This window comes from Oceanicoccus sp. KOV_DT_Chl (genome assembly GCF_900120175.1).
Classification (GTDB): Bacteria; Pseudomonadota; Gammaproteobacteria; order Pseudomonadales; family Dasaniaceae; genus Oceanicoccus.
Map to the genome: position 1 here is coordinate 195,590 of NZ_FQLF01000004.1, position 16,120 is coordinate 211,709.

Sequence of the window (16,120 nt, forward strand, 5' to 3'; positions counted from 1 at the left end):
AAATTATTGTTTTAACAGTAAATTTCCTCCACGTTAGCAAGAAGTTCTGCTGGATGGAAGAGTTAACGTTATACTGGGACTTATTCATTTTTTAATAGCTTTAGTCTGATCAAAGAGTCTGCAATTTCACGACAACAGCCTACAATGCATTAAATTATAGCCATTATCAGTAACAGGACCTGTATGAGTGACCCCGAACTAAAGCCGACCACCAAAACAACACAGCAATGGGTTAAGCAATTAAGTCATGTACAGCTTCCGGTTTTGTCCGGCGTGATGCAGGAGCTCAATGCCGTTACTCAAAGCAGTGACTCTTCAGCGTCCCAACTCTCCGAGATTATTCTTAAAGACAGCGCACTTACCACTAAAGTTCTGCGTATTGCTAACAGTGTTTACCATAACCCTAATTCAGACAATGCTGTAACTACTATTAGTCGCGCGGTAGTGCAGCTTGGCTTTCAGGGTATCAAGGCTATTTCATTATCAGTGATGATGGTTGATTCACTACTCAAGCAGAACACTAAAGAGCGAATGTTGGAGTGGATGGCCAGGGGCTTCCATACCGCTGTGCAGGCTGAAAATTTACTCCAACAAGCAGGTGGCAATGAAAAAGAGGAAGAAGTGTTTATTACTTCACTGTTACTGCATGTGGGTGAAATGGCGTTTTGGAGCACCAAGGGCGATGCTGTAGAGCAGTTAGATAGTAAGCTTGATGCGGGTAGTTGTGGTGATCCACAGCTTGAGCAGCAGTTACTTGGCAGCAGTATGCGTGAGATTACCCGCGCGCTAGCAGAGGAGTGGCAGCTTGGTAGTCGCTTACAGGAAGCGTTAGATCCAGGCATGCATCCTAGTAAGGCAACCGAAGCGGTATTGCTCGGCGAAGAAATTAGCCTGGCCACAGAAAAAGGTTGGGACTCGCAAGAATTTAGAGATGTATTAGTCAAGGCTTCTTTGTTTTCAGGTTTAGGCCTGGAAGCGGTGCGAGAAATGATAGAGCAGGGAGCTGATAAGGCCGCAGGTGTTGCGCTGGCTTATGGCGCCAATAAAATTTGTCACTTGATCCCAAGCACAACGGAAAAAGTCGCACCCCCAGAAATCAAGAGCATGAAGTCCAACCCCCAATTACAACTTGATATTTTGCGTGAAATGGGCGCAATGGTCGAGCAGATGGTGGATGTTAATACTTTGTTCCAAATGGTGGTCGAAGGAATTCATCGTGGTATTGGTTTGGAGCGAGTGTGTATATGTTTGGTAGATCCAAAAGTTACCCAGATGCAGGCCAAATATGTGCTGGGTGATAATACCGACGAGTGGCGTAGTGATCTAAATTTCCCTATTAAAAGCGATCAGGATAATATATTTGCCCACTGCTTACACAGCCGTACCAATGCCTGGCTGCGCAAAAACACCACACACCAGTTTAATCATTTAATTAATAAAAAAACCGAGCGGTTGATCGACACGAATAACTGTTTAATCTCGGCAGTATATGCTGGCAGCCGGCCCATTGGTGTTATTGTTGCCGATCGAGGATTGAAAAAGCCGGTGCAGATAGATCAGGAACAACATGAGAGTTTCGATCATTTTAGTCAGCAAACGAGCATGTCTTTAGCCATGCTGGCTGAAAAAGCCCGCCAGCGACGGCGTGGTTAACCCGTGCATTTTAACTCAGCTATGTGTGTACGAATGATGTATTTGATTAAGCGATGAATCATCAGCCGGGTAGTGTTCACCATTCAGTATTCACGTAATAGCATTCTTTTAGCCAGGTTAGCCACCGGCTCTAATTGATGGTATTCATCACATTGACATAAAGTGTCAGGCGCTGCCCTGGCTGTAGATATTTTTTCGGGTTGACCTTATTCCATTTCACAATGTCAGTGATCCGTAGATTAAATTTATCGGCTATTCTGGCAAGTGAATCGCCATTACGAACTTTATATCCCACCTTTTTTACTACGTTTTTGCGCTGGTTTACCGGCGCTGTAGTTCCCTTTGCTTGTTTATTATTTTTTGCCAGCCAGATACTGAGTTTTTGACCAGGTTTTAATAGATCCTTTGGTGCAATGCCATTCCAGTGGGCAAGCTTGGAGGTGCTTACATGATGTTTCTGCGCTATGGTCCACAGGCTGTCGCCACTTTTTACGGTATAAAAAATTTGCCGAGTGTTAGCGCCACCGGTTCGCTGCTCATGAATAGTGGTGAGTCGCTGGTCGGCACTTAAGCTGTAATGTTCCCCGGCTTGTGAGGCCATTGGAATCATTAATGATTGTCCGGCACGAATCATGTTGCCGCGGATACTGTTGATTTGCTTGATAGTATCCACACCGGTATTAAAGCGTTTGGCGAGCAGCAATAAAGATTCACCTTCTTTGACGGTATGCCGCTGCCAATGCAGTCGCTTTGACGGTGGTAGCTTGGTTAATGCCTGTTCAAAAATCGATTCATTGGCTAGCGGGACCAGTAAGCGGTGAGGGCCAGATGGGTCAGTAGCCCACCGATTATAGCCAGGGTTTAGTAGATACAATTCGTCTATATCAATCTCAGCCATCGAAGCAGCCTGTGCCAGATCAATCTGTGACTGGGTGCTGACAGTGGCAAAGTAGGGCTGGTTCGGAACAGGGTAAAGATCAATACCGTAGCGTCTTGGGTTGTCGACGAGTTTTGCCAGTGCCAATAGCTTGGGGACATAACTGCGGGTTTCTCTAGGTAAGTCCAGCGACCAAAAATCAGTGGGTTTGCCCCGTTTTTTGTTTTTACGAATGGCTTTATTAACGTTGCCTTGGCCGGAGTTATAGGCGGCTAGAGCAAGCAGCCAGTCTCCGTCATAGTAGTCAGCCAAGCGTTCAAGCAGGCTTATGGCTGCCGCCGTGGAATCGATAATGTCGCGGCGACCGTCATACCACCAGCTTTGTTGTAAATGATACATGCGGGCGGTACCGGGAATAAATTGCCACATGCCGGACGCGCGGCCATGGGAATAGGCAAATGGATCATAGGCACTTTCGACAATGGGTAGCAGTGCTAATTCCAGCGGCAACCCGGCCTGTTCCAGTTGTTCTGTCACATGGTAGATATAGCGTCTGGCACGGTTGCTGACGCGCGACATATATTCGGGGTGACGTTGATACCAATTAAACTCGGCGTCCAGGCGCTTCTGCTCCAGCCCCCAGTCCAACTGAAACCCCAGGCGGATTCTGGGCCAAATAGTGTCTGGCTCAACCCAGTTAGGTTCTGTGGCTTGTGGCTCGTCAATGCTGTGAATGCAGGCATACGGGCTGCTGAAGTCGGTGAAATATTCCCAGGGATCAGCATCCGTTAGCGCAGCGGCCATGTCGTGAGTGATGGCAATCGGTGGATCATTTAATGGCTTATTATTGATCCCGATAGATTGGCAGCCAGCTTGCAATAGAAGAATAGAAATAACTTGAATAAAGAAATATAACTTGCTGATTAATAATAACTTCATGAGAATCTTATTGTTGTGAAATGGGCGTATTCTAGAGGCCTGTCCTATAAGGGTCAATGTTAGAAGCTATCTTTCCAGCCGCGAATGGCGGCAAACACGGCCACGGGGTCATCACAGGCTTGTTCGCTATGATGGCTGGCGCTGCGGATAACCGATGGTTGTTGGCAGCGTAAAAAAGGGTTGGTAGCCAGTTCAAGCGCCAGTGTCGAAGGTATTGTTGGCAATGCCTGCTGACGTTTGTCGCTATCGGATTGCAAACGCTGTAATAGCTGCTCGTTGTCAGGTTCAACCGCTTGAGCAAAGGCTAAATTACTCAATGTATATTCATGGGCACAATACACCAGAGTGCTGGCGGGCAGTGAGGCCAGTTTTTCGAGTGATTTCAACATCATCGCCGGGTTGCCTTCAAATACTCGTCCACAGCCGCCGGCGAATAAAGTATCGCCGCAAAAGAGAAGGGGTGTGCCAGCATTATCGGGACAGAATAAGGCGATGTGGTCGAGGGTGTGCCCTGGAATCGTCAGGCATTCAAAATGCAGGTTAAATAATTCAAAACTGCTGGTGGCGTCCAGAGGATGTGTGATCTGCGCTATATTGTCACTGTAGGGGCCATAGACAGGCAGATTACTACCATGGGCTGCAAGGAGGTCTGCGATACCGCCGGTATGATCAAAATGATGATGAGTAATCAGAATTGTTGTTAATGTTAATTGGTGTTTCTGCAGATATTCCAAAACCGGTGCAGCATCACCGGGGTCGACTACTGCAGCTTCCCGGCGCTCTTGATCGTAAAGGCACCAGATATAGTTGTCGGAAAAAGCGGCAATGGGTTCAATTTTAATCATAGTTGGTGGGCATCACTCATTAAGGATTAACGCTAGAATAATAACGGCTTTCAGTTAAGATAGTTACCTGATTTTACCTTATGCATATTCATATTGTGCAGTATTGCTACTGAAAACCTGACCATGGCATTTTTTTCCAGATTTAAACAAGCTGCAACCATTGAAGAGCTGCTGCCAGTCTATGAAAGCTGGTTTAGTGGTGAGCGTGGGCGTTTATTGCTTGCTAAGCAGCAGCTTTTATTAGATGAAATGCTCACTGATTGTTTTGGCTATCATTTGCTGCAACTGAGTGTTGACTCCCGGTTGGAGCTTTATCGTGATTGTCGTGTGCAAAATAAATACCGCAGCCACCCAACAGTAAACACGCTTAGTACCTGTGCAGAGTTTGAACACTTGCCGTTTGCTAATGAAAGTCTCGATGTGGTTGTGGTGCACCACGTTCAGGAGGTGAGTAATAACCCTCACCAATTATTGCGTGAGCTGCACCGGGTTGTCATTCCCCACGGACATTTAATTATGATTGGTTTTAACCCTTGGTCACCCTTGGGTAGCATCAAACAGTTCAGCCGTTTTTTGCCGCAACGTGTGTGGCATAATCAACTGATAAGCAGCCCGCGAATGCAGGACTGGCTCAGTTTGTTAGGGTTTGAAACACAACAGATTAATTACGGGCAGCATTTCCCCGCGATGCTTGAGAACACGGATAAGCGCTGGTTGAATGAATTGTTGACGCAGTGGCCCTTTGGAAACTTTTATATTATTTCTGCGCTTAAAGAAGTGTCAGCAATGACACCGTTAAAACCAAAATGGAAAAAAGCCAGAAACGAATTTGTTGGGCTAGCACCTGCCAAGCGGCAATGGCCAAGCCAGTCGGCAACGAGGAAGTAGATTGAAACACATTGAAATTTTTACCGACGGCGCTTGCCGTGGTAATCCTGGCCCGGGTGGCTGGGGTGCATTGTTACGCTATCAGGGCAACGAAAAACCATTGTATGGCGGCGAGCCCAATACCACAAATAATCGAATGGAACTCACGGCTGCCATAGAGGGCTTAAAAGCGCTCAACGAACCCTGTCAGGTAAGTCTTACCACTGATTCACAATATGTTCGCAAGGGCATTACTGAATGGATGGATAACTGGAAAAAGCGTGGTTGGAAAACTTCAGCCAAAAAGCCGGTGAAAAATGTTGATTTATGGCAGGCGCTGGATGAACAAGCGCAACGGCATACAATCGATTGGCACTGGGTTAAAGGTCACAGCGGTCACCGCGAAAATGAAATTGCCGATCAATTGGCCAATCGCGGCATTGATGAACTGTAAGGGGAAGATACATTGAGACAAGTTGTACTGGATACTGAGACGACTGGTTTGGAGCCAAGTCAGGGGCATCGCATTATTGAGATCGGTTGCGTTGAATTAATTGATCGAAAATTAACGGGACGCCATTACCATCAATATATCAACCCGAATCGTGACATCGATGCGGGGGCAATAGAAGTTCACGGCATTACTAATGAGTTTTTAGCTGACAAGCCACGCTTTCAGCAGATTGTTAAAGACTTCGTTGAGTTCATTGACGGTGCCGAATTAGTTATCCATAACGCGCCGTTTGATATTGGTTTTATTGACGCAGAATTTTCTTTATTGGGTGCCGCGAGCCCCGGTAAAACGATCGATTACTGTACTGTGGTCGACACCCTGGTCATGGCTAGACAGAAGCACCCCGGGCAGCGCAACAGTTTGGATGCGCTCTGTTCTCGCTACGAAGTTGATAATTCACAGCGTGACTTGCACGGCGCATTACTCGACTCAGAGATTTTAGCTGACGTTTATTTGTTAATGACCGGTGGGCAGTCCAATCTATTGCTTTCCGGTGACGATAATCAGGAAGGGGGCGGTGAGGCTGATACCGCTATTCGGCGTTTGGCTGCTGATCGACCGACATTGAAAGTCGTTCGTGCTAGTGCTGAGGAATTAGCTGCGCATGAGTTACGGCTCGAGGAAATAGATAAAGCGAGTGATGGAAATACTCAATGGCGATAGTGCCATTGAGTATTTGGACATGGCTAAATTAAAAAATAAACCGCCACAATACCCACGGTACTCATCACAATGGTATATGGCAGCGCCATAATTACCATGCGTCCATAAGACAAGCGGATTAGTGGCGCCAGTGCTGAGGTTAGCAGAAACAAAAATGCTGCTTGACCGTTAGGGGTTGCCACACTGGGGATATTGGTACCGGTATTGATCGCAATCGCTAACTGATCAAACTCGACGCGGGTAATAGTGCCAGCATCCAAAGCTGCTTTAACCTCGTTGATATAAACTGTCGCCACGAAAACATTGTCGCTGATCATGGATAACACGCCGTTGGCGATAAAGAACATTACCGGTCTTATGCCGACATCCATTACTAATACCGCATCGATGATGGGGCTAAATAGATGTTGCTCATGGATAACGGCAACGATTGCAAAAAACACCACTAGCAGTGCTGTGAAGGGGAGTGCCTCTTCAAAGGCGTGGCCTATCTGGTGTTCCTCAATGATGCCATTGAAGGCGGTTAGTAACACGATCACGGCAAGGCCGATAATACCAACAGCGGCAAGGTGTTTGGCTAGCGCCACGACTAAAAAGATTGCCACAAGCGCCTGAATGATCAGTGCTGCTTTGTCTCTGGTAGTACGCTTGGATTCTTCTTCCTTGGAATACTCTTCCAGTACTTCCCTCACCGCAGTGGGTAGCTCTGCGCCATAACTAAACGTACCTGTGACCTCCAGTAACAAGCAGGTGAGTAGCCCGGCAGCCAGCACAGGCATGGTAACAGGGGCCATCAGCAAAAAGAATTGAATAAAATCCCACCCGGCTTTTTCTGCGATTAGCAGGTTTTGTGGTTCACCTACCAGCGTACACACCCCCCCTAAAGCCGTACCTACCGCACCATGCATTAATAGGCTGCGTAAAAATGCACGAAATTGTTCAAGATCATTGCGGTGCAATTCAATAACGCCACCGTCATCACTGTGGTCGTGGGAGTGATTTTGTTTTTTGCCAGATGCCACTTTGTGATAAACCGCAAAAAAGCCGGTACCAACACTAATTAGCACCGCGGTAACGGTGAGCGCATCTAAAAAAGCACTTAGCACAGCGGCTACTAAAGAAAATAGCAGGGATAATACTTTTTTGGATTTCACACCCAATAAAATCTTGGTGAACACGAAGAGCAATAAATTTTGCATGAAGTAAATGCCTGCGACCATAAAGATCAGCAGCAATATAACTTCAAAGTTGCTGGCGGCTTCGTGATAAACCGATTCAGGGGAGGCCATTCCAATTACAATGGCCTCTATCGCCAATAAGCCACCGGGTTGTAGCGGGTAGCATTTTAAAGCAAGAGCCAGCGTGAATATAAACTCAAGTATGAGTATCCAGCCCGTAACGAACGGACCGACGGTAAATAATAGAATTGGGTTCAACACCAAAAAAGCGATGATGCACTGCTTGTACCATTGCGGCGCCTGGCCGAGAAAGTTGGCTGCTAACGCCTGTGGCATAGTTTGAGCCATTGGTAACTCCTTAAAATTAAATAACTGCTTATGTATCTTAACTATTGAATATAATCGGTTTTTGTAAAAATGCAGGCTATTTCGTTGTTTTTATAAAGATTTTTAGTGCTGGATAGCTCGGCAAGGGCGCTAACTTGCTGTTTCTGTCGCTGTAAATTGAGGCGGGAGCGTTTGCTGCAGGTTGTGGTTGATACGAAGGTGCATATTCGTCTTTAATATTGTGATGCAAGTAGCTGTTAATGTTATTAAAAATAACAAGCAACTGCCGATAAGCTACTATACTGAGCAATGATCAGTCCATGCTGAGTCGCGATATATAGAGCCAGCGCACCAGTAACAAGCCATTGAAGGGGTATTTGTGACGCTAGAAGTGAGCATCAATCTCAATTCCTTGAAAGTAATTCAGGAAGAGTTAGGCAACACCATAACGCAATCTGGCAACGAGCTGGAAGCTTATATCGCCGACCAAAATAACGAAGGTCACATTAAGGCCTGCCATGAGGCCATTGCTCAGGTCGGGGGGATCTTCAGATTACTGGAATACCCCGGGGCGGCTTTATTAGCTGATGAGATGGCTGCGTTAGTGGCAGTAATTGCTGACCCTGAGCGTAAAACCACCGACACCATGGTGAATGCTTTAACCCATGCCTACTTTGTATTACCTCGTTATATTGAATTTATCACGGTCCGCCAAAGTGAATTACCCATTTTGGTCATCCCCTACGTCAATGAACTGCGTGCCAGTCGTCGCGAGAGTTTATTAGCGGAATCGCTATTTTACCGTGGCAACATTCCCCTGTTGGGAATGATGATGGGCGATCACGGGGCTCCTGATTTACGCCTATTGCTGGCCAGCTTGCCCAGATTACGGCAGATGTATCAGACTGGCTTGGTTGGCGTGTTGAAGCAGCCCAATAGCAGTCCGCATTATTTATTTATGACCCGTGCGGTAACCCGTATTGTTAGCCTGTTGGGTAATCACCCGCAAGCCGAAATTTGGCAGCTAGCCATCTTGGTACTGAATGCTTTTGCTGCGGGTAAGCTTGAGGTTACTTTAAATCGAAAGCGTAATTTTGGTGAGATTGAAAAGCTGATGCGGCTTGTAGTCAGCAAAGGTGAAGAGGGGCTGAATCAGCTTGATGTGACCTCTCTCAAGCGTGATCTCCTGTTTATGCTGATGCTAACAGATTATAGCAGTGCTGAGCTTGATGCTGTGCGTGAAGCTTACAGTTTGCCGCAAATGGATCTTACCGATACACAAATCAGCCAGCAACGTGCAGCAATGCATGGCCCAAGCCAGGATACGATTGAATCAGTTATTAAAGTGTTGGCTGAAGAGTTGCGCAGTGCTAAAGATATTCTTGAAATCGCCTCGCAGAATCAATCGATAGAGCTTGAAGATCTTGATATCCTTAGTCAAATTGTAGCCAGAGTTTCAGACACTCTCAGCATTCTAAATTTAACCGGTCCAAAGCAAATATTGGATGAGCAGCTGGAAAAAATAAAAGCCTGGTCAAACAATCCAAAGCAGGTCGACAGCGCTAGCTTTTTAACCGCTGCAGATAATTTACTTTATATCGATAGCGCACTATCCGGGCTAGATCGGCGTGAAATTACCATTGACGATCTTAATCAGGCCAATGCTTTGGCGCGCAAAAAGATTATAGCCAATAGCCAGTTTGGGCAAGCAGAGCAATTGGTGCTGGAAGAAGCCCAGGCAGGTATTTCATTGGCCAAGCGTGCGATAACCTCCTATGTCGATTCCAATTTTGACAGTGCGCATATTGCCAATGTAGGCACAACGCTGAATACCGTCAGGGGCGGTTTACATATTCTGAATTACCATCGTGCAGCGGCCGTATTGAAAGGATGTAGTGACTTTGTCGCACACCATATTCGTGAGCGTAGCCCAGGCGACCAGCGTCATCAGTTACTGGAGACATTGGCTGATGCTTTAATCAGTCTTGAGTATTATCTGACTGAATTGGAAGGGAGCCGGAATGTGAACGAAGATATTTTATTGGTTGCTGAAGAAAGTTTGGCAGCTTTAGGTTTTGCGGTAGTGCCTGCTAAGTAAGGATTGATTCATGGCTTATACCATTCTGGCGATTTTTTTTATTGCACTGTCACTAACCATCGTGTTGGGAGCCGGTCGCCTACTCTTTAAAGGCCGCTGGTTTATGGGTTGGTTACGCGGTATGACTGGATTGTGTTTTGTTGTGTTGTCTGTGGTACTGGCACTTTCAGCCTTTGACTTTTTTAGTTACAAGCAACTGATCAAGGAACAGACGATTGCCAGCATTAGTTTTACCAAGCTTGATGATCAGCGCTTTGCTGTGTCGCTGGTTGATAGTAGTGGTAACGAGCAAAATTTTGAGCTTGCAGGTGATTTGTGGCAATTGGATGCACGAATTCTGAAATGGAATAAAACGCTGGCTGGACTTGGTTTGACGCCAGGCTATCGGTTGGATCGTATTAGTGGGCGTTATTTAGCCCTGGAAGAAGACCGTAATGCTGCACGCACTGTGCATTCCTTGAACACCAGTAAAAGCGTACTGGATGTCTGGCAGTGGTTACGGAGTAGCCGCCAACTCTTGCCGCTGGTGGATGCCTCTTATGGCAGTGCGACGTATTTACCCATGAGTGATGGTGCTTTGTACAGCGTTAGCTTGTCAGGTAGCGGTTTATTAGCCAGGCCATTGAATGAGCGCGCCACCACTGCCGTCACAGCATGGCAATAGATCGATTTGTGCCAGCCTGCTACCTTGACTTAACCTGATTATCCCTCCAAGATTGCCCGCTCTCGGCGAGATTGTATCTAGCCACAACATAACTATTATCGATATATCCTCGGAGTTTTCATTGGAATTTCTTAGTCAATATGGTCTGTTTTTGGCCAAAGCGGTCACTATTGTTGTCGCTATTTTATTTGTAGTAGTCGGTATTCTGGCCGCAAGCAGTAAAGGGAAAAAAGAACATCGCGGTCAAATCGAAGTGAGTTTACTCAATGATCATTATGATGATGCCGAAGATATCATCAAATCCTTTGTGCTGGATGACGATGAGCGTAAACAAGAACAAAAAGCCTTAAAGAAAAAACTAAAAGAAGAAAAAAAAGCCAAGAAAAAAGCCAGTGATGAAGATGAACCCAAAAAACGTATCTATGTTTTGAAGTTTGATGGCGACGTTAAAGCCTCGGCAGTGGCTAGTCTGCGTGAAGAGATTACCGCCATATTAACCATGGCAACACCTGCTGATGAAGTCGTGCTGTGTCTTGAAAGCCCTGGTGGCATGGTACATACCTATGGTCTTGCCGCGTCGCAGCTCACTCGCATTACCAGCAAAGACATTCCATTAACCGTAGCGGTTGATGCGGTTGCCGCCAGTGGTGGTTATATGATGGCTTGTATTGGTAATAAAATATTAGCCGCACCTTTTGCAATTATTGGTTCTATCGGCGTGGTTGCTGAAGTCCCCAATTTTCATCGCCTGCTTAAAAAGAATGATATTGATTTTGAAACATTTACCGCCGGTGAGCATAAGCGCACAGTGACTATGTTTGGGGAAAATACTGACAAAGGTAAGGCCAAGTTTGTTCAGGAACTGGAAGATACCCATGAATTATTCAAGAGCTTTGTATCGGAGCATCGTCCGCAGGTAAATGTTGCAGCGGTCGCCACCGGCGAAATATGGTACGGCAAGCGAGCACTGGAAAATAATTTAATTGATGACGTTCAAACCAGTGATGAATACCTGATGTCAAAACGTAAAGAGGCCAATATCTATACCGTGACCTTTGAGGAAAAGAAAACCTTGCAGGAAAAATTAGGGATGGCTGCCAGGTTGGCAACTGATGGTGTTGTTAATCAATTAATTGAGCGCTTTAGTCATAATCGGCATTTTTAATCACTGGCAATGTGTTTATCAATACAAAAAAAGGAGCTGATATTTAGCTCCTTTTTTCCTTATTCAGATGACGTTAGCTATTCTTTATTTTTCCCGGCTGGGGAAAAAGTTGAGAAGTCTTCCAGTACCGCAGGTTCTTTAGTGTCTACTTTCCACTCCTTGTTTTTAGCCTGTTGTTGCAAATTTTGCATAAAGTTATAACGTTGCTGGGTTACTTGTTGAATATCGGTATCATCTTTCAAGATAGTCGGGTGGATAAATATCAGAAAATTAGTTTTGCTTTTGGATTTGCCAGTACTGCTAAAGAGTTTACCAATTAATGGCAGATCACCAAGGAATGGTACTTTCTCCTGAATTTCAGTTTCTTCATCGCTAATCAAGCCGCCGAGTACGAGTATTTGACCATCTTTAATTAACGCCTTGGTGATGATCTCGCGTTTATTGGTCACAATATCCGAGGCAACATCAATTGATTGAGCAATATTCTCAGTCTTCTGCTTGATTTCCAGCGTAATGGAATCGCCTTCGTTAATGCGAGGAGTGACGACCAAGGAAAGCCCGATGTCTTGCCGTTCAATGGTAGTAAATGGGTCTGATGTCGGTGATGAGGAGCTGGTGGATTGTCCCGTTTTGAACGGCACATTTTGGCCGACTAATAATGAGGCTTCTTCGTTGTCAATGGCGACAATGGTGGGCGTAGAAAGTATATTGGCGCTTTGGGTTGCGTTTAAGGCACGTATCGCCGCTTGTAAATCACCGTCCTGAAAATAACCAAACGTAAAGCCCCGCCCTGGTCTGAAACTGTCCGGGTCAGTTAAATTTACATCTACTAATGGTAAGTCACCCAAGGTATTAACTGCGCTGACTAATTCTTTGTCGGGATCACTAATCCAGGTCACTCCAATATCATTAGCTATATCGCCGCTGACCTCGACCAGCATAGCTTCTACCATGACTTGGGCGCGACGAATATCCAGTTGTGCAATCACGCGTTTGATGGTGTTTAACATGGCAGGGGGAGCATTTATTACCAATGCATTGGCACTCTCGCTGGAATCAATACTGACTTGGGTGGCGCTGTCTTTTTGCGATACTTGAATACTTTGTGCCAGACTTTTGAGGATGGGCACTAGCTCTTGCGCATCCACATAGTGCAAATAAACCACCTGTGTATTGCCTTGGCCATTAAGCGGAGAGTCCAGTTGTTTTATCAAGGTAGCGTATTGTTTACGCTTGGCAGGATCGCCTGCGATAAGGATGCTGTTAGAACGCTCATCTGCTGAAATAGAAATGTCTTTACTGGCGCCACCTGCAGCAGCGAGACTAGTAAGGCTCTGCAAAATGCTAACGGCATCGGCGTGTTTCAGTGGTATCAATTCAATCGCGCTGTCACTTTGGGTATCCAGTTGTTGAATTAGCCGCTTGGCAGAGGCGATGTTGCTGGCATGATCGGCAACCACCAGCGCATTGGTAGCCGCATAGGGTGTAACAACGGCTTCTTTGCTTAGCAGTGGCCGCAGTGTTTCAGCCATTTGTACCGCGGATACATTGGCAATTTTAATCACACTCACCACCATGTCGGCATCTGCCTTATTGGTGTCATAGGGCAGTGCGCTGCCAGTGGCGAGGGCGATGGGTACAATTTTTATCGCTTCCGGGGTTTCTATAGCAGCGTAACCATGGACTTGCAGTACCGATAGAAAGACTTGATAGGCTTCGTCGGTGCTCAGCGGCTGAGGGGATAACACCGTTACTGTCCCTTGTACGCCACGATGAACGACGATATTTTTGCCTGTGTTATCCGCTACCCATTGAATCAGTGAGCGAATATCGGCGTCGCGCATATTCATGGTGAGCTGATCAGCATAGCTTTGGCTATTTAAGCCCAGGTACAGTAGAGCTAAGAAGAGCCAGGTGTTAAGCGGTAATAATCGAATCGAGCGCATGGTGATGGCGGTCCTGGTTATTTTTTTGCATTAGCACGATCGCGTAAATCCTGCAGACGTTTGCGGATCAAGGCTTGTCGTTGCTCGGCGGTCATTGCTGAGCTTTTTAGTGCTTTGGTGGTTTGTTGGATTTCCTGCAAACTCATATTATCCTGCACCAGCTTCATCGCATCTTCGGGGATGTCGTAGCCGCTACTACTATCGGAATAGGAGGTGGTAACTGCAGTTTGGCTGCTGGTGGTTGAGGACGGGTCAGGAAAATAAAGGGTTTCCAGCTGTCCATTACGGGACAGTACGATGCGATCGGCAAACACTTTGTGCAGTCGCGCAGTCCCATAAATACGGCTATTGACCTTATATGCGCGAGATTCGCCATCAGGCCCTTTGATAATGGCGCTAGCTTGATCCGGGTTGGAAGAGGTAAATGCTCCGCGCAGCTCCAGCTGTAGTCGTGTTACTGGCAGGTTTGCCGCGCCGTTGCTGCCACCACTGTAGAGTCCAAACAAATGGCTGGTGGTAATGGTACGCGCATTGTAAGGCGCAGCAGTTTGCTTGCTGACCTTACTGACGCCGTGAACAGGTTGATGGTCCAAGGTGTTAAAGGTATTGAATAATTGCTGGCCAATGAGCAAGGCCATTAGCAACGCGATCAGCATCCCTGCGTATCGAAGTGCTTGGGCGGTATCGATATCATCAAACTTTTGTTGCCAGCGCGAGATCACTTGGAGTCAAAATTCCTTAAATAATTTTTTAAATTATAGTCTAGTAACAAGAACTTAGGCATGAAACTTAGTGGAAAATAAGCAGATATCGATTATTCTTGTTGAGAACAGTTCAAAACGGCTAAACCCATGGAAGTAGTTACCAACCCTGATACCGATTTGTCCGCTGCCACGGCTGTGGTTAGTGGTGCTCGTAACTTGCCTTTTAGTTTTGCCAAGCGCTATGGCGTGTTCTTGCAGTACCGGGGCGGCGGTGAAGTACCAGCGCTCTGTCATCAGGGCACTATTGCGCTCACCACCTATGCGGAAGTGCGGCGTTTTTTACAGCAGCCCTTTATTTGCCTGCACCTTGATGAGAAAGTCTTTGCCGAGCAGCTGTCGGCGGCCTATGAAAGAAACTCTTCAGATGCGATGCAGATGGTTGAAAGTCTCGGTGATGAGATGGATATCACCAGTTTGGCCAATGCTGTGCAGGAATCTGAAGATTTGATGGAGCAGGAGGGCGATGCGCCTATTATCCGCTTGATTAATGCGCTGTTGACGGAAGCGGTTAAACAAAATGCTTCAGATATCCATATTGAAACGTTTGAGAAACGCCTTGTCGTTCGCTTTCGGGTGGATGGGGTGTTACGCGAAGCTGTAGAGCCCCGTCGCGAACTGGCGCCTTTGCTGATTTCACGTATCAAGGTTATGGCCAAGCTGGATATTGCAGAAAAACGCGTACCACAAGACGGGCGTATTTCGTTGCGGGTAGCGGGGCGTGAAATTGATGTGCGTGTGTCAACTATGCCCTCCAATGATTCCGAGCGTGTTGTGTTGCGTTTATTGGAAAAAGAAGCGGGACGATTAAGCTTGAATGCGCTGGGGATGCCGCGGTTACGCGACCAGCAATTCAATCGATTACTGAATCGTCCGCACGGTATTATTCTGGTAACCGGCCCTACCGGTTCCGGTAAAACAACGACGCTCTATGCCGGCTTGTCGGCTATTAACAACAGCAGCAGAAATATTCTGACCGTTGAAGATCCGGTTGAATATAATTTGGAAGGCATTGGCCAAACCCAGGTTAACCCAAAAGCAGATATGACGTTTGCCAGAGGCTTGCGCGCCATGTTGCGACAGGACCCCGATGTAGTGATGGTGGGGGAGATTCGTGATTTGGAAACTGCACAAATTGCTGTGCAGGCTAGTTTAACCGGCCACTTGGTATTATCTACCTTGCATACTAATAGCGCGGCTGGAGCAATCACCCGGTTGCGTGACATGGGCGTTGAGCCTTTTTTATTGGCAACCAGCTTGCTTGGGGTGCTGGCCCAGCGTTTGGTCAGGGTGCTTTGCAAAGAGTGTAAAGTCGAACAGCCGCCCAGTATTTTGGAACGTGAGTTCTTGGGGGATTTACTAGAGGGTGATGACAAAATTTTTGCGCCAGTAGGTTGTGAAAGCTGCAATCATCAAGGGTATAAAGGGCGTACCGGCATTTATGAATTGCTCATCGTTGATGAGCAAATTCGCCAGCTTATCCATAATGAATCCTCTGAAGAAGATGTGATTAATGCCATGCGAATGAAAAGTATGCTGAGTATCCGCGAGGATGGTCGGGCGCGAATAATAGAAGGCGTTACCACCGTTGAAGAAGTGTTACGGGTAACACTAGAGGATTAA

General features: G+C 46.5%; 13 protein-coding genes. 8 read left to right on the top strand and 5 right to left on the bottom strand.

The features are described from left to right. The first annotated feature begins 183 nt into the window (after positions 1-183). Positions 184-1,653: an HDOD domain-containing protein gene (locus UNITIG_RS16400; RefSeq protein WP_101759462.1), complete on the top strand. Its 1,470-nt coding sequence runs from the start codon at positions 184-186 to the stop codon at positions 1,651-1,653. 130 nt (positions 1,654-1,783) lie between these two features. Here UNITIG_RS16400 and UNITIG_RS16405 read toward each other — a convergent pair whose 3' ends face one another. Together UNITIG_RS16405 and gloB are read right to left on the bottom strand one after the other, a co-directional pair. Continuing rightward, positions 1,784-3,469, bottom strand: a complete 1,686-nt coding sequence (locus tag UNITIG_RS16405) for a LysM peptidoglycan-binding domain-containing protein (protein WP_101759463.1) — start codon at positions 3,467-3,469, stop codon at positions 1,784-1,786. Positions 3,470-3,528: 59 nt separating this feature from the next. Next, positions 3,529-4,314, bottom strand: a complete 786-nt coding sequence (gene gloB / locus UNITIG_RS16410) for a hydroxyacylglutathione hydrolase (protein WP_101759464.1) — start codon at positions 4,312-4,314, stop codon at positions 3,529-3,531. A gap of 123 nt (positions 4,315-4,437) precedes the next feature. Here gloB and UNITIG_RS16415 point away from each other — a divergent pair, with 123 nt between their 5' ends. The 3 genes from UNITIG_RS16415 to dnaQ are packed head-to-tail and all read left to right on the top strand — an operon-like array spanning position 4,438 to position 6,358. Next, positions 4,438-5,202 (top strand): methyltransferase domain-containing protein, encoded by a 765-nt coding sequence (locus tag UNITIG_RS16415; RefSeq protein WP_145999205.1) that lies wholly within the window; start codon positions 4,438-4,440, stop codon positions 5,200-5,202. A 1-nt stretch (position 5,203) separates the two neighbouring features. Further along, positions 5,204-5,635, top strand: coding sequence for a ribonuclease HI (gene rnhA, locus UNITIG_RS16420; RefSeq protein WP_101759466.1), 432 nt, complete (start codon positions 5,204-5,206; stop codon positions 5,633-5,635). Positions 5,636-5,647: 12 nt separating this feature from the next. Beyond that, a complete protein-coding gene (gene dnaQ, locus UNITIG_RS16425; protein WP_101759467.1) occupies positions 5,648-6,358 on the top strand; it encodes a DNA polymerase III subunit epsilon in 711 nt (236 codons plus the stop codon). Between the two features lie 23 nt (positions 6,359-6,381). Here the strand turns inward: dnaQ and nhaB are convergent, their stop codons facing one another. Then, positions 6,382-7,884 carry a sodium/proton antiporter NhaB gene (nhaB, locus tag UNITIG_RS16430; RefSeq protein ID WP_101759468.1) on the bottom strand — a complete coding sequence of 501 codons (1,503 nt, stop codon included), beginning with the start codon at positions 7,882-7,884 and terminating at the stop codon, positions 6,382-6,384. A 358-nt stretch (positions 7,885-8,242) separates the two neighbouring features. On the opposite strand from nhaB, the gene UNITIG_RS16435 reads away from it, so the two are divergent. The 3 genes from UNITIG_RS16435 (at position 8,243) to sohB (ending at position 11,790) form a co-directional block, all read left to right on the top strand. Beyond that, positions 8,243-9,961, top strand: coding sequence for a hypothetical protein (locus UNITIG_RS16435; RefSeq protein WP_101759469.1), 1,719 nt, complete (start codon positions 8,243-8,245; stop codon positions 9,959-9,961). 10 nt (positions 9,962-9,971) lie between these two features. Then, positions 9,972-10,625, top strand: a complete 654-nt coding sequence (locus UNITIG_RS16440) for a cation/multidrug efflux pump (RefSeq protein WP_101759470.1) — start codon at positions 9,972-9,974, stop codon at positions 10,623-10,625. Between the two features lie 121 nt (positions 10,626-10,746). Next, positions 10,747-11,790: a protease SohB gene (sohB, locus tag UNITIG_RS16445; protein WP_101759471.1), complete on the top strand. Its 1,044-nt coding sequence runs from the start codon at positions 10,747-10,749 to the stop codon at positions 11,788-11,790. A 77-nt stretch (positions 11,791-11,867) separates the two neighbouring features. Here sohB and gspD read toward each other — a convergent pair whose 3' ends face one another. Both gspD and UNITIG_RS16455 read right to left on the bottom strand, forming a co-directional pair. After that, positions 11,868-13,736 (bottom strand): type II secretion system secretin GspD, encoded by a 1,869-nt coding sequence (gspD, locus tag UNITIG_RS16450; protein WP_101759472.1) that lies wholly within the window; start codon positions 13,734-13,736, stop codon positions 11,868-11,870. Positions 13,737-13,753: 17 nt separating this feature from the next. Continuing rightward, entirely contained in the window at positions 13,754-14,458 is a 705-nt protein-coding gene (locus tag UNITIG_RS16455) for a type II secretion system protein N (protein ID WP_101759473.1), read from the bottom strand. Between the two features lie 129 nt (positions 14,459-14,587). Between UNITIG_RS16455 and gspE the strand changes: the two genes are divergently transcribed. Beyond that, complete coding sequence (gene gspE / locus UNITIG_RS16460; RefSeq protein ID WP_101759474.1) at positions 14,588-16,120, top strand: type II secretion system ATPase GspE; 1,533 nt, start codon at positions 14,588-14,590, stop codon at positions 16,118-16,120.

Coding starts and splice junctions, on each gene's coding strand:
- gspE (WP_101759474.1), top strand. CDS start 14,588: ATGGAAGTAGTTACCAACCCTGATACCGATTTGTCCGCTGCCACGGCT.
- gloB (WP_101759464.1), bottom strand. CDS start 4,314: ATGATTAAAATTGAACCCATTGCCGCTTTTTCCGACAACTATATCTGG.
- UNITIG_RS16415 (WP_145999205.1), top strand. CDS start 4,438: ATGGCATTTTTTTCCAGATTTAAACAAGCTGCAACCATTGAAGAGCTG.
- UNITIG_RS16405 (WP_101759463.1), bottom strand. CDS start 3,469: ATGAAGTTATTATTAATCAGCAAGTTATATTTCTTTATTCAAGTTATT.
- UNITIG_RS16400 (WP_101759462.1), top strand. CDS start 184: ATGAGTGACCCCGAACTAAAGCCGACCACCAAAACAACACAGCAATGG.
- UNITIG_RS16440 (WP_101759470.1), top strand. CDS start 9,972: ATGGCTTATACCATTCTGGCGATTTTTTTTATTGCACTGTCACTAACC.
- nhaB (WP_101759468.1), bottom strand. CDS start 7,884: ATGGCTCAAACTATGCCACAGGCGTTAGCAGCCAACTTTCTCGGCCAG.
- gspD (WP_101759472.1), bottom strand. CDS start 13,736: ATGCGCTCGATTCGATTATTACCGCTTAACACCTGGCTCTTCTTAGCT.